Annotated in this window: 11 protein-coding genes; 3 read left to right on the forward strand and 8 right to left on the reverse strand. The window is 63.5% G+C overall.

Annotated features, from left to right (window positions below; genetic code table 11):
* Nucleotides 1-36: 36 nt before the first annotated feature.
* From ACQKEN_RS22905 to yghX, 3 genes are all read right to left on the reverse strand, one after another.
* Nucleotides 37-726: a GntR family transcriptional regulator gene (locus tag ACQKEN_RS22905; RefSeq protein ID WP_427689046.1), complete on the reverse strand. Its 690-nt coding sequence runs from the start codon at nt 724-726 to the stop codon at nt 37-39.
* Nucleotides 727-797: 71 nt separating this feature from the next.
* The gene (gene atzF / locus ACQKEN_RS22910; RefSeq protein ID WP_427689023.1) at nt 798-2,618 is read right to left on the reverse strand and encodes an allophanate hydrolase; all 1,821 of its coding nucleotides are present in this window, start codon (nt 2,616-2,618) and stop codon (nt 798-800) included.
* An 831-nt stretch (nt 2,619-3,449) separates the two neighbouring features.
* Nucleotides 3,450-4,337 (reverse strand): YghX family hydrolase, encoded by an 888-nt coding sequence (gene yghX, locus ACQKEN_RS22915; protein ID WP_427689025.1) that lies wholly within the window; start codon nt 4,335-4,337, stop codon nt 3,450-3,452.
* Between the two features lie 266 nt (nt 4,338-4,603).
* Between yghX and ACQKEN_RS22920 the strand changes: the two genes are divergently transcribed.
* A complete protein-coding gene (locus ACQKEN_RS22920) occupies nt 4,604-5,035 on the forward strand; it encodes a nuclear transport factor 2 family protein (RefSeq protein WP_427689027.1) in 432 nt (143 codons plus the stop codon).
* Nucleotides 5,036-5,121: 86 nt separating this feature from the next.
* On the opposite strand, the gene ACQKEN_RS22925 is transcribed toward ACQKEN_RS22920, so the two are convergent.
* Nucleotides 5,122-6,006 carry a LysR family transcriptional regulator gene (locus ACQKEN_RS22925; RefSeq protein WP_427689029.1) on the reverse strand — a complete coding sequence of 295 codons (885 nt, stop codon included), beginning with the start codon at nt 6,004-6,006 and terminating at the stop codon, nt 5,122-5,124.
* Between the two features lie 117 nt (nt 6,007-6,123).
* Here ACQKEN_RS22925 and argC point away from each other — a divergent pair, with 117 nt between their 5' ends.
* The gene (gene argC, locus ACQKEN_RS22930; protein ID WP_427689031.1) at nt 6,124-7,047 is read left to right on the forward strand and encodes an N-acetyl-gamma-glutamyl-phosphate reductase; all 924 of its coding nucleotides are present in this window, start codon (nt 6,124-6,126) and stop codon (nt 7,045-7,047) included.
* Between the two features lie 22 nt (nt 7,048-7,069).
* On the opposite strand, the gene ACQKEN_RS22935 is transcribed toward argC, so the two are convergent.
* The 4 genes from ACQKEN_RS22935 to eat form a co-directional block, all read right to left on the reverse strand.
* Nucleotides 7,070-8,497, reverse strand: coding sequence for a CoA transferase (locus ACQKEN_RS22935; protein WP_427689033.1), 1,428 nt, complete (start codon nt 8,495-8,497; stop codon nt 7,070-7,072).
* Nucleotides 8,498-8,838: 341 nt separating this feature from the next.
* Nucleotides 8,839-9,657 carry an ethanolamine ammonia-lyase subunit EutC gene (eutC, locus tag ACQKEN_RS22940; RefSeq protein WP_427689035.1) on the reverse strand — a complete coding sequence of 273 codons (819 nt, stop codon included), beginning with the start codon at nt 9,655-9,657 and terminating at the stop codon, nt 8,839-8,841.
* A gap of 35 nt (nt 9,658-9,692) precedes the next feature.
* Entirely contained in the window at nt 9,693-11,084 is a 1,392-nt protein-coding gene (locus ACQKEN_RS22945) for an ethanolamine ammonia-lyase subunit EutB (protein ID WP_427689037.1), read from the reverse strand.
* Nucleotides 11,085-11,112: 28 nt separating this feature from the next.
* A complete protein-coding gene (gene eat, locus ACQKEN_RS22950) occupies nt 11,113-12,465 on the reverse strand; it encodes an ethanolamine permease (RefSeq protein WP_427689039.1) in 1,353 nt (450 codons plus the stop codon).
* A gap of 457 nt (nt 12,466-12,922) precedes the next feature.
* On the opposite strand from eat, the gene qhpR reads away from it, so the two are divergent.
* Nucleotides 12,923-14,002, forward strand: coding sequence for an AraC-like transcriptional regulator QhpR (gene qhpR / locus ACQKEN_RS22955; protein WP_427689041.1), 1,080 nt, complete (start codon nt 12,923-12,925; stop codon nt 14,000-14,002).
* The last annotated feature ends 447 nt before the right edge of the window (nt 14,003-14,449 follow it).

A 14,449-nucleotide genomic window follows, 5' to 3' on the forward strand; every position in this document is an offset into this window, starting at 1 on the left:
TGTCGTTTGCCTTCAATGTGAGGTGCAGACGTCCGCTCATGGCCGGGCGATGTGGAGCCGGTGCAGGGTGATCTTGCGCACTTCCTGCTTGCTGATTTCGATGTGCCGCGTGAGCAACTGCTGGGCCTGCTCGGTGTGGCCGTTGAGCACGGCGTCGAGAATCTGCCCATGCTCGTCGTAGGTCGCCTCGATGCGCGCCGCCTGGGTGAAATCAAGGCGGCGAATGATGCGAATCTTCTCGGTGATCTCCAGGTGCAGGCGCGCCATCTCGGTGTTGCCTGCCGCCTCCAGCAACGCGCAATGAAAGCGCTCGTCCAGCGCTGACACCTGCTGGGGGTCTTGCAGCCGTTCGAGCGGCGTGACGAGCCAGGTGTGTTTCAACTCGGCGATGACCGGGTGTTGCTCCAGGTCCAGCGCGTGCAGACGCGCCAGTGCCGCGCACTCCAGCACGATGCGCACGTCGTACAGCTCTTCGAAATAGTTGAAATCGAACGCCCTCACCCGCCAGCCGCTGCGGAAATACACCTCCAGATAGCCTTCCCGCTCCAGGCGATACAGCGCCTGCCGCACCGGCGTGCGGCTGGCCTGCACGCGCTCGGCCACCTCGCCTTCGCTGAAGCGATCCCCCGGCAGCAGGCGGAACTCGAAGATGTCCTCCTTGAGCTGCTGATAGATGCGCTCGGCCAGGTTGTCCGGGCGCTGTTTGGGTGCTTGTGAAGGGATGATGGCCTGGGTGCTCCGTCGGGTGATCTTTGCGCCTGACGCGGCGGCATTTCGGGGCCGCGTCAGGCGTCGGGTCAGGCTTTTTTCAGGCTGGCGATGTACGCGCGCCAGCCACCGAACGAAGTAATGTCCAGCGCACCCTCAATAGCCCAGGGTTCGCAGATGAAGCCCTTGACACTGCGACCGTCCTTCAGCGTGAGGTTGCCGATGCCCAGCGGCGCGGGGATCTCGGCGACGAACTCGCCAAAGCGCGCCAGCGGGATGTCCCACAGCTCCACGATGATCGACGCACCGCCTGGGGATTTCGCCAGTCCCGGTTTGGGCGGCACGGTCCCGGGCAAGGCGTAAAGCCGGTAATCGCCCGCGGTCAGTGTCTGTTCGACCAGCACGGCATCGCGGCTGGTGAGCTGGACGTTCAGCGGCATGCCGCTCAGGTGCGCGCCCACCACGGCAACGCGGACGCTGTCGCGCGGTGCAGTCGCTGGCGAGAGTGTCGGCGCAGGGAGTGAGCGACCTGTGGCGCCCAGCGGCAAACCGACGCTTTGCTGCCAGCGCTGGCCGAATTGAGCGAGCGCTGTGTCGTGCCAGGCCGCCGCAATCAGCGTGATTCCCGACGGCAAGCCATCGGCGCGCATACCGGCAGGCAATGCCAGGGCCGAGAGGTCCGCCAGGTTGGTGAAGTTGGTGTAGAAGCCGAACTGCGAGTTGTACAGCACCGGCTCCGCGGCCATTTCCGCCTGGGTGCGCAAGGTCGCGGAAGTGGGCACGACCAATGCGTCGAAACCGACCAGCGCGTCGTTGATCTGCCGGCTCAGCGTGGCGCGCAGGTACTCGGCGCGGTAGGCGTCACAGGCACTGTAGGCCAAACCGCTTTCGACGATGCCGCGCACGACCGGATTGATGGCGTCCGGGTTGGTTTCCAGCATCGAGGTCAGGGCGACTGTGCGTTCGGCGACCCAGGGGCCGTAATACAACTGCTCGGCCAGGGCTTTGAACGGGGCGAAGTCGATGCGGGTGATCTCGGCGCCCATGTCGCTCAAACGGTGCAGCGCCTGTTCGAACACGGCTTGATTCTGCGCATCACCGAAGAACGCCAGGGTGTCCGGCACGGCCAGCTTCATCGCGGCGCGAAAGCCCACCGGCGCCGTGCAGGGGTTGTGCCGGGAATAGGCGTCATCGCCATCGAAGCCTTCGGCGAGGCCGGCGACCTTCTGCGCGTCGTCCACGGTCAGCGCGAAGATGGAGACGCAGTCCACGGTCTTGCACGCCGGCACCAGCCCGGTGTTGGGCAAGCGGCCCTTGGTCGGTTTCAGGCCGACGATGTTGTTGAAGCCCGCCGGCACCCGACCCGAGCCTGCGGTGTCGGTGCCCAACGAAAACGCCACAAGCCCCCGCGCCACCACCGACGCCGAGCCGGAACTGGAGCCGCCACTGACGTAATCCGGGTTAAAGCTGTTGGGCACGGCGCCGTAGGGCGAGCGAGTGCCGACCAAACCGGTGGCGAACTGATCGAGATTGGTCTTGCCCATCAGAATCGCCCCCGCTGCACGCAGTCGGGCAAGCACCGTCGCGTCTTTGCCCGCGGTGTACGCGAATTCCGGGCACGCCGCCGTCGTCGGCCAGCCCGCTGCGTCGATATTGTCCTTGATCGCGAACGGTACGCCGTACAAAGGCAGTTGGGTGATATCGCCGTTGACTGCAGCAAGACGCTCGCCGAGCGCATCGAGCTGCTCGCCGATCTGCGCCTGACTGGCACGGGCGATCCAGGCGGTGTCAGTTTCCGGGTAAGCGCTGGCGAGCGACAGCAGGACTTCAGGGGACAACTGCCCGGTCTGATAGGCCGTCAGCCACTCGTTGATCGTCCAGCCGAAATGAGGGTGTTGGAGGTCATGCATGGGAGGCATCCATCTTGTATCCAAGTTTGGATTCATCAAAAGCAAAAGCCGGGCCATGGGAGCACGAAGCCCGCTGGCGTGGGGGGCGGGTTGTTTTCAGATTATTCGAGGAGCAACCATGCGCTTGAAAGAGGCACTGCGTGCAGGGTTTTGGTGCCTGCCGCCACACCGATCACCCAATGGGACCGGCTTTAGCCGGGAAGGCGTCGGGTGGCATACCGCGAAACTGATGGCGAACACACCGGCCTCTTCCCGGCTGAAGCCGGTCCCACAATGAGCGCGCGTTCCTTCAGCCAGACCGGTGACGCGGAGCGTCAGGGGATGCATTCCCACGCGGAGCGTGGGAACGATCAAGAGCCGGTCCTACTGTAGGAATTCAGTCTGTGGGAGCCGGCTTGCTGGCGAATGCATTAAGTCAGTCACTTTATTCATACCTGACCCGCCGCTTTCGCCAGCAAGCCGGCTCCTACAGTAAAATCGCGTTCACCCCGTGGGACCGGCTTCAGCCGGGAAGCCCTTGATCTGCTTTTGATCTTCATACACAGCAATTCCAGACACCGCAAAACGCGACTTGGGTGCAGGCCGAACGAAGACGACGCGCAGTGGGCCGAGCCGCATGGATGCGGCGAGAGCGCCGTCAGGACATGGATGTCCGTTCGGCGCGGGCCCACGGAGCATCGTCGGAGTGAGGGAATCCCGACGAAGGAGGGACCTAACCAGGAGCAGGCACCCTTGGTTACTTGGGGTGCTTTTCCAAGTAACTCGCCGAAGGCGAAACAGTCTGCCCCCAGGCAGACGCTCTTGATCTTCCCCAGCCGCACCGCCCTCTCTTCAGACCAGATACTTCTTGAACCAATCCACCGTCCGGTTCCACGCCAACGTAGCAGCAGCATCGTCATACCGCGGCGTCGAATCGTTATGAAACCCATGGTTGGCGCCCTTATAAATATGAGCCTCATAGGTTTTCCCCGCCGCCTTCAACGCCGCCTCATACGCCGGCCAACCCTCCGTGATCGGCTTGTCGAGCTCAGCGTAATGCAACAACAACGGCGCCTTGATCCGGCTGACATCCTCGGCCTTGGGCTGACGGCCATAAAACGGCACCGCAGCGGCCAGCTCCGGGTAGGCCACAGCGGCGGCATTGGAGACACCCCCGCCGTAACAAAACCCGGTGATCCCGACTTTGCCAGTAGAAGCGTGGTGGGCCATCAGCCATTCGATGCCGGCGAAGAAATCGTTCATCAGCTTCTCGGGATCAACCTTCTGCTGCAGCTCACGGCCCTGATCGTCGTTGCCCGGATAGCCGCCCACCGACGTCAGACCGTCCGGCGCCAACGCGATGAAACCGGCCTTGGCCACACGCCGGGCCACGTCCTCGATGTACGGATTCAGACCGCGATTCTCATGCACCACCAGCACCGACGCGACTTTGGTATCGGCCTTCGCCGGCCGCACCAGATAACCGCGCACCTGGCCATGGCCCTTCGGCGACGGATAGGTAATGTACTCGGCGATGATGTCCGGGTCAGTGAACTTGACCTGCTCGGCCAGGGCGTAATTGGGGCTCAGCGACGCCAGAATCGTCGTCGCGGCAAGCCCGCCCACGGCGAACACCGCCGCACGATCGAGAAACTCCCGGCGGTTGATCTTGCCGTGAACGTAGTAGTCGTAGAGCTCAAGCAATTGCGGGTCGAAGTCTTTGGCGGTGAGACGGGTCATCTGTGCGCATCCTCATCGATATTTCAGCGGCCACAGGCGCGAAAGCGAGCGCCTGAACGTGCCGCGCCGAGCCCTCAGTAAAGCAGTATTTCGCCCGCCTGTATCAAGCCGCGCCGTGACATCACCCCTCTTTTAAACGCTCCCTTTCCAACACGCCCGTTGTGGGCTAGCCTGAGCGTCGCAGTTGTACGACGACGTACAAAGCCGTTCTTGAACGGAAACGGCCCCTGCATGACGCCTCCATCAACAATAAAAAAGGACGTAACATGACCCAACTCAAACTGACCCTCGGCTTCCTGTGCCTGTTTTCAGGCTTCGTGGCCGCTGCCCCCTCTGCCGATGAGCAAGACGTCGCCAAAGCCGTCGACAAAATGACCCAGGCCATGCTGCACAAAGACATTGCCACTCTCGGCACGCTGACTTCCGACAACGTCACTTACGGACACTCCAGCGGCAAGGTGCAGAACAAGGAAGAGTTCATCGCTGACATCGAAACCGGTCGCAGCGGTTTCAATACCCTGGAAATGAAAAACCAGAAAATCAACATGAACGGCGACACTGCCCTGGTGCGCAACCACTTCTCCGCCGAAGCGGTGAACAGCGGCAAGGTCGTGCCGACCGAGATCGAAAACTTTCAGGTCTGGCAGAAGCAGAAAGGCCAATGGCTGCTGATCGGCCGCCAGGCGTTCAAATTCTGATGGCATGACTGCAACGTGTCGCCGGCCGGGCGCCTGGCAGGATCAAGCGCCGGTCGGCGACACGGCGGCTTTCACGCCCCTTTGAGTTACAACGCCTCCAGCTCCTGCAACACCTCCAGCACATACCCGGTCGACCGTTCGACGCTTCCGGCCCGGTGCGCAATGCCCAACTCCCGCCACAACGCCGGCTGCAACGCACGCATGACAATGCGGCTTTCCGGCGCGGGCGTGGACGCCTCATGGGGCAGCAACGTCGCGCCATAGCCAGCCCCCACCAGACTCTTGATCGCGTCGTTGTAATTGAGCTGAATGCGCGGCGTCGGCTGGGGCCCCTCACCGGCGAACCACTCCGCCACCTGGCGGGACAGCCGCGTGGTGGCGTCATTGAGAATCAACGGCTGACCGGCAAGCCATGACGGCGTGATGACCGGCGGACAGTCCCAGCGCGCCGGCAGAAACGCCATCACCGGGTCGCGCCGCCAGGGCTGAATCGCCAGCCCCTTGACCGGCGCCTGGGGCAGCGCAATCACGCCGATGTCCAGGCTACCGTCCGTGAGTTTTTGCAGGGTCTGTTGCGACGTCAGCACCGCGACCTGCACGTCGATGCCGGGATGCAATTGCTCCAGGGTTTCCAGCGCGTGGGGCAGCAGTTGCGCGATGACGCCGGTTGACGCCCCCAGTCGAACCCGCCCGGCCAGCCCTTTGACCTGACGCTCGACGTCTTCCAGCGCCTGCTCGGCATCGGCCAACAAGCGCCGCGCGCGCTCGATCAGGGTGTCGCCGATGGCCGAAGGCTGAACCCGCCCGCGGGTGCGCGAGAGCAACACGCCGCCGACCCGTTGCTCCAGGTCGGCGATGTGCAGACTCACCGTTGGCGGCGCGAGATTGAGCACCCGCGCCGCTTCGGCAAACGACCCGTGATCGGCGATGGCCACCAGGGTGCGCAAACGATCCAGACTGATTTCCCGCACTGGATGGCCCCTCCTTCAGAAAACCTGAAGTGTACCGTCAACAAATTCAACTTTCTCTATCAATAGGCGGGCATGAAGATGGCGGTCATCGACGACCTCATGCGGAAACCTAAACCCATGTCACAGCCCATCATCTTCATCGACGGCGACCAAGGCACCACCGGCCTGCAAATTCACCAGCGCCTGCAAGGCCGTACCGACCTGCACGTGGTCACGCTGCCCGCCGAGCATCGCAAAAACCCGGAAAGCCGCGCCGCCGCGATCAACGCCTGTGACATTGCCGTGCTGTGCCTGCCCGATGACGCCGCTCGCGATGCCGCCGCGAGCATCACCAACCCGGCCGTGCGGGTCATCGATGCCAGCTCTGCGCACCGTACCCACCCCGACTGGGTCTACGGTTTCGCGCAGATGAGTGAAGCGCAAAAACAACGCATCGCCACGGCCCGCCGCGTCAGCAATCCGGGCTGCTACCCCACCGGGGCGGTCGGTTTATTGCGGCCGTTGCTGGAGGCGGGACTGCTGCCGCGCCATTACCCGATCACCATCAATGCGGTGTCGGGGTATTCGGGCAAAGGCCGCGCGGGCGTCGATGAGTTCGAGGGGCCGGATGTCGCGCAGGCGGTGCCTTTTCAGGTCTACGGCCTGAGCCTGGCGCACAAGCACGTCCCGGAAATCCAGCAGTACAGCGGACTGAGCGAGCGGCCGGTGTTCGTTCCGGCCTATGGCGCGTTTCGTCAGGGCATCGTGCTGACCATCGCGCTGCAAACGCGCTTGCTGCCCCACGGCGTGACGGGCACAACGCTGCACGGGGCGCTGGCGGAGCACTATCAGGGGAGCGGGTTCGTTGAAGTGATGCCGATGGATCAGTCGCGCGCGCTGAGCGGAATCGACCCGCGCCAGCTCAATGGCACGGACAACCTGCGGCTGATGGTGTTTGAAAACGATGGCCACGTATTGCTGGCCGCCGTGTTCGACAACCTGGGCAAAGGCGCGGCCGGGGCGGCGGTGCAGAATCTGGATTTGATGATCGCGGGTGGCTGACACGCGTTTGAGCAGACGCAAGCTACAGCCATCTCGCGTCGGCGCTGCCCAGGGCGTTCGCCGGTAAATCCCACTTCGTCGGCGTGCCGTCGATCTGCCCGGCGGGTTTGAGGCGCAGCGCCGGGCCCCACGCGGTGTGTTCGATGTCAGCGGAATAATCGCCCGGATTCAGCGGTTGCAGGGCCGAAGGCTGCGCCTCGGTTGCAGCAAACGACATCAGTGACAATGCGGTGCGCGCCAGGGAGGCCTGCACCTTAACGCCCTGTCCGTTGTTCATTCGCTCAGTCAGGCCGCGCACCGCTGCCGCCGCCATCAAATACCCTGTGGCGTGGTCCAGCGCCTGCACGGGCAGCGGCACGGGCCGATCACTTCCCGCCGCGACCATGCCCGCATCGGCGATGCCGCAACTCATCTGCACCAGGCTGTCGAAACCCCGTCGCTCCCGCCACGGGCCGCTCCAGCCGTAGGCATTCAAGGACACATCCACCAGACCGGGATTGAGCGCGCGGCGGCGTTCCGCACCGAGGCCCAGGCGTGCGAGGGCGTCGGCGCGGTAACCGTGGATCATCACGTCTGCTTCGCTGATCAAGCCTTCCAGCACCGCGCGATCGGCGGGGTCGCGCAGGTCCAGCCGCGCGCAACGTTTACCGAGCACCACCTCGGGCACCGTGCCGGGCTCGTCCCAGCCAGGGGGATCGATGCGCAACACGTCGGCACCGAAGCCGGCGAGAAAGCGCGTCGCCACCGGTCCGGCCAGGATGCGCGTGAGGTCGAGCACGCGGATGCCGTGTAAGGGACGTTCACGGGGCACTCTCCATTCGGGTCTACTGCTTGACGGAGGTGAGCCCTTCCCGGCTGAAGCCGGTCCCACTGGCGGATCCGTGCGATGCAGCAAGGGTTCGGCAGCGACGGCGCGACCCTGGGGATGTTCCCGCCAGGCCGCGGCGCTGCGCATCTCGGCGGCACAGCCTTGATGAGCGACCACCGCGCTTTCCAGCTCACTGGCTTGCCAGCGCAGAACAGCTTGACTGACCGCATCGCGCTCGGGGGCGGTTTGCAGCACGGCGAGCGCGGCCTGACGATGGTGGGGCGCATTGGTGTGCAACCGAATCCAGCCATCTGCGGTGCGGTAATCCCCCGCCACCGCATCCCACTGCGCCGGCAGGGACCAGCCTTGGGGTTGAAGTGAGGTGCTGAACCAGAACGAGGCCAGGCGCCGATCGACGGTGATCAGAGGCAAGCTGCCGTGGGCCTGATCGATCAACTCGCCCATTGCCAGGTGCGCGGCAGCGATGGCGGCTGTGGCGAAATCGGTGACCGGGAATACCGAGGCCAGCGCACCTTCGCCGCTGATCTGCAGATGATCGAGATAGCGGATCTGGCCGCCGAGGGCCAGCCAGAATTCGCGCAGGAAATGCGTGACGGCAGTGTCGGAAGGGGCAGTGGGCATAGGCTGGCGCTCCGGGGGAAAGATTGCAGTCTGTAGGAGCCGGCTTGCTGGCGAACCCGATGTGTCAGACCTATCACTGATAACTGACACACCGCTTTCGCCAGCAAGCCGGCTCCTACAGATTCTGGGTACGCCGAACATTGCGTGCCTTGACGCAAACCAGTGTAGGAGCGCGCTTGCCCGCGAAGGCGATGTGCCTGTAACCAATCAATCGCCTGACGCGCCGCTTTCGCCAGCAAGCCGATTCCGACAAGTTCAGTGATCTGGCTATACACCTGCGTATGCCACAGAGGCAAGTCTGCAGGGCGGCGCATTCGCCGGACGCCTGCTGAAGCAAACCTTCACCCACCCAGCAAAAAATTCCCCGGCCGGCTGCCCTCGCCCGCTTCCAGCACCGGCACTTGCGCGTCGTCCTTCAAACTCACGCCGGACAGTTGCCGGCGCCAGGCCTCGCGCATCAGGTACAACAACTTGTGCGCTGCCATCGCGTAACTCATGCCCTCCAGCCGCACATTGGAAATACAGTTGCGCGCGGCGTCGTTCAGGCCCACGCGCGGTGCGTAGGTGAAGTACAGGCCGAGGCTGTCCGGTGAGCTGAGGCCCGGCCGTTCGCCGATCAGGATCACCACCATGCGCGCCTTGAGCAGTGCGCCGACTTCATCGGCGACGGCGACGCGGCCCTGTTCCACCAGCACCACTGGCGCCAGGCTCCAGCCTTCCGCCGCCGCCATCTCGTCAATGCGCTCCAGCATCGCCGGGCTGTGACGCTGCACCGCCAGCGCAGACAAGCCGTCTGCGACCACCAGCGCCAGATCAAATCCTTCAGGATGGGCCGCCGCGTACTCCTTCAGTTGCGCAGCCGACGCCTCGGACAAACGCCGCCCCAGATCAGGCCGTTGCAGATACATATGGCGGTCGGTGGCCGAGCTTTGCAGGGTCAGCGTCTCGCGGGACCGGCCCGCCAGTTGCTCGGCCAGCGCCGCGTGGTCGAACGCCAGATGCACGGCATCGCGGGCCTGGGCGTGGGCGAACTGGAAATCCAGCTGCGCCGCCGTCGGCAGACTGGTGCCCGCGTGCCCGAGGGCGATCCGCGCCGAGGTCAGCGAGCGCAACTGCTGCCAGGCATCGGCGTGTGCGGGTGATTTCTTGTCATCGCTCATGGCTCAAGCCCTTATATCAACTGCTGATCAAGCGACTAATTCAATTGCGCCAGCGCCTTGCGGAACAGCGGTGGCACGCCCTGCCCCAGCCGCACGCCGCCGTCATCCTGGCGCAGGATGTCCATGCGCGTCAGCCATTCCTCGAACTCCGGCGCCGGGCGCAGACCAATGGTCTTTCGTGCATACAACGCGTCGTGAAACGAGGTGGTCTGGTAGTTGAGCATCACGTCGTCGGACCCCGGAATGCCCATGATGAAATTGATGCCCGCGACGCCGAGCAAGGTCAGCAGCACGTCCATGTCGTCCTGATCGGCTTCGGCATGGTTGGTGTAGCAGATGTCGCAGCCCATGGGCACGCCGAGCAGCTTGCCGCAGAAGTGATCTTCAAGCCCGGCACGAATGATCTGCTTGCCGTTGTACAGGTATTCCGGGCCGATGAAGCCGACCACGGTGTTGACCAGAAACGGGTTGAAATGCCGCGCGACGGCGTAGGCCCGGGCCTCGCAGGTCTGTTGATCGACACCGTGGTGGGCGTTGGCCGACAAGGCGCTGCCCTGACCGGTTTCGAAGTACATCAGGTTGTCGCCCAGCGGACCGCGCTTCAGGCTCAGGCCAGCTTCATAGCCTTCGCGGAGGATTTCCAGGCTGATACCAAACCCGCTGTTGGCCGCTTGGGTACCGGCGATGGACTGGAACACCAGGTCCAGCGGCACGCCCTTTTCAATGGCCGCGACCGAAGACGTGACGTGGGTCAGCACGCAGGACTGGGTGGGAATCTCGTAATGACGAATGACGCCGTCGAGCATTTTCAGCAGTTCACTGATGGCGCTGACGCTGTCGGTGGCCGGGTTGATGCCGATCATGGCGTCGCCGTTGCCGTACAGCAGACCGTCGAGCACGCTGGCGGCAATGCCGGCCGGGTCATCGGTGGGGTGATTGGGTTGCAGCCGGGTGGACATGCGCCCACGCAGGCCGACGGTGTTGCGAAAGCGGGTAACGACACGAATCTTCTGTGACACCAGCACCAGATCCTGCACGCGCATGATCTTCGACACCGCCGCCGCCATTTCCGGCGTCAACCCCGGCGCCAGGTCCTTGAGGCTGGCCTCGGTGGCGTCGTCCCCCAGCAGCCAGTCGCGAAAGCCGCCGACCGTCAGATGGCTGACCGGGGCGAAGGCCGCCCGGTCATGGCTGTCGACGATCAAGCGAGTGACTTCGTCCTCTTCGTAGGGAATCAGCACTTCGGTGAGAAATTGCTTGAGCGGCACATCGGCCAGGGCCATTTGCGCCGCCGCACGCTCGGCATCGCTGCTGGCGGCGACTTCTGCCAGGAAGTCGCCCGAGCGCGCGGGGCTGGCCTTGGCCATGAGTTCCCGCAGGCTGTCGAAGCGCCAGACCATGCCACCGATGCTGTGGGAAAAGCTCATGCACACCTCTTTTTTTCGAACCGCGTGATTAACCGGCCACAACAACCGCCGGATGGCGCCCGCGGACCATTTTGCAGAACAGCGCGCCCACGGCCATCAGGCAGATGAATATGGCGCAGATCAGCAGGTTGAACCAGACCATGGCGACGAGGCAAACCACCGCCAGCACCAGGGCGATGCCCGGCACGATCGGATAACCCGGCGCACGGAAGCTGCGCTCAAGGTTCGGTTCGCTGCGGCGCAACTTGAACAGGCTGAGCATGCTGATGATGTACATCACGATAGCGCCAAACACCGACATGGTGATCATCGCGGCGGTCAGCGTCATGCCCTGCAGGTTGATCACACCGTCGCTGAGGATCGCGATGATGCCGATCACGCCGCCCGCGAGAATCGCACGGTGCGGCGTCTGGAAGCGCGACAGTTTCGCCAGGCTCGGCGGCAGAAAGCCCGCCCGCGCCAGAGCAAAGAACTGCCGCGAATAACCGAGAATGATGCCGTGGAAACTCGCCACCAGACCGAACAGGCCGATCCACACCAGCATGTGCATCCAGTTGGAGTTGCCGCCGACTACGGCTTTCATTGCCTGTGGCAGCGGGTCATTGATGTTCGCCAGGGTGCGCCAGTCGCCCACGCCGCCGGCGAAGATCATCACGCCGATCGCCAGCACCACCAGGGTCAGAATCCCGCCCACGTAAGCACGCGGGATGGTGCGTTTCGGGTCCTTGGCTTCTTCGGCCGCCATGGCCGCGCCTTCGATGGCCAGGAAGAACCAGATGGCAAAGGGGATCGCCGCGAACATGCCGCTGATGGCCGGCAGGCTGAAGGTGTCGGAACCGGCCCAGCCGCCCAGCACGAAGTTGCTGAAGCTGAAGCCCGGCGCGACAACGCCCATGAACACCAGCAGTTCGGCGACGGCCAGGATGGTGACCACCAGTTCGAACGTCGCGGCGATGCTTACACCGAGGATGTTGAGGGTCATGAACACGAAATACGCGCCAATGGCCGCGACCCTCGGGTCAAGGGACGGGAATTGGACGTTGAGGTAGGCGCCAATCGCCATGGCGATGGCCGGCGGGGCGAAGACGAATTCGATCAGCGTCGCCAGGCCCGCGATCATCCCGCCGGTGACGCCAAAGGCCCGCAGGCTGTAGGCAAACGGGCCGCCCGCATTGGGAATCGCGGTGGTCAGTTCGGTGAAACTGAAGATGAAGCAGGTGTACATCACCGCGACCATCAGCGTGGTCACCAGAAAGCCCAGGGTCCCGGCGGTGCCCCAGCCGTAACTCCAGCCGAAGTATTCGCCGGAAATCACCAGGCCCACGGCCAGTCCCCACAAATGCAGGGTTCCCAAGGTTGGTTTGAGTTGTGAAGCAGTCATGAGCGTGTACCCCGGTAGCCAGGCGACGGTATTTGTCTGACGTCGAGCATAGTCACAGCTGACAGGACAAGGCTTGACCGTACGGCGCGCGGTCTGTCGTGTGCGGTCAAGTTTTCCGGGTATCTGCCGGGGGTGCGCCACCGTGGCGCGTGAAAATGGCCCGGTGCTTTATTGGAGGTCACGCTTTGCCTGTGTTTGCTGATCGGCGTGGCACCAGACTTCCCAAATCCCCGGTCGCCGAATGGGTCGCCAGGTAGCACCGATGCCCATGTAGGAGTGAGCTTGCTCGCGATGAGGTCGATACCTTCACCGATTATGCAGCGGCTGGAATGCATTCTTCGCGAGCAAGCTCACTCCCACAGGACCGTTGATTCCCCGCCGACATGGCCTGCGGCTGACACAAGGTATGACATTTGCTTGCAAGGTATGCCTACACACCGTCAGAGCCCTATCCCCCATGCTCCAGACCCTCGCCCCCGCCGCCGTATCGAATACGCCCGCTGCCAGCAATCGCGGCGTGCTGTCGGCTGCGGCCAACGGACTGGACGGCTTCATCGTGCAGCACGGCGGTGATCTGGACCGGGTGTTCGGCCGCTCCGGCATCGACCCCGAACAACTGCTGCACCCGACCCTGAGCCTGCCCCTGACCAACTACTGCAAAGTGCTGGAAGAAGCCGCGAGCCAGACCGGCTGCGACAATTTCGGCCTGCGTTATGGCCAGCAATTCCGGCCCCAGGCGCTCGGTCTGCTGGGCTACATCGGCCTGTGCTCGGCGACGCTGGAAGACGCGCTGATCAATTTCTCCGCCGCCTTCCCGTTCCACCAGCACAGCACGCTGATCGAACTGGTGGATCAAGGCGAGTGCTACCGTTTCGATTACCAAGTCCGCCACGGCGCGATCAACGAACGCCGCCAGGACGCCGAGCTGACCATGGGCATGGCGCTGAACCTGGTGCGCCACGTGCTCGGCCAGGACTGGGCACCTCGGCAAGTGGCGTTCGAACACGCCAGACCCCAGGGCTGGCACGAACACCGAGACGTATTCCGCGCGGACGTGTGTTTCGGGCAAGCCTGCAATTCACTGCTGATTCCCAAGGGCGATGTCGTGGGCAAAGCCATGCCCGGCAGCGACCCGATTCTGCTGATGCTGATCAAGGACGCGATCCGTCAACTGGGCGATACCGGCAGCGGCACAGGCAACGGCCACGAAGCAATGCTCCTCGACCGCGCCCGCCAGACCATCCTCGCCACCCTGCACCTGGGCGAACCGGCGCTGGACGACATCGCCCACACCCTCGGCCTGTCCGAATGGACCCTGCAGCGCAAACTGCGCGAACACGGCATCAGCTTCACGCAACTGGTCGACCAGATCCGCCAGGAATCGGCCCTGAATCATCTGAAACAACAGAAGCTCAGCATCACCCAACTCGCTTCGCTGCTTGGCTATTCGGAAACCAGCGCATTCTCGCGGGCGTTCAAACGGTGGTTTGGGGTGAGTCCGAAGCAGTGGCGGGGTGGCGTGACAGCGCACCTTTGACGGTGCTCGACACTACCCGTCCTCTACCGTGAACACGATTCCGTAGGAGCCGGCTTGCTGGCGAAACAATCGTATCGGTCGACTACGATGTTGAATGTGCCGACCTCTTCGCGGGCAAGCGCGCTCCTACAGGTCTTGCACACGACCCAGTTGTGCGGCGGGCAGGATATCCATTGTAGGAGCGCGCTTGCCCGCGAATGCGATTTTCCAGTCGGCCCTGAATGCACTGACTCTTTGATCACTTGCCGCGCATTCAACGAGGCAACATGAATTCCGTAGGCGCCGGTTTGCTGGCCAATGAGCTGTGTCAGTCGACATATTCCATTCAGACCCACCGCGTTCGCCAGCAAGCTGAACTGGCCTAATGATTTTGGACATCTCAATCGGGCGCTAAGATGGCGCCCAAATCCGAGGTGTTATGGGCATGCGTACTTCTTACTCGAACGA

Origin of the sequence: Pseudomonas sp. NPDC078416 (assembly GCF_050268485.1) — a bacterium.
Classification (GTDB): domain Bacteria; phylum Pseudomonadota; class Gammaproteobacteria; order Pseudomonadales; family Pseudomonadaceae; genus Aquipseudomonas.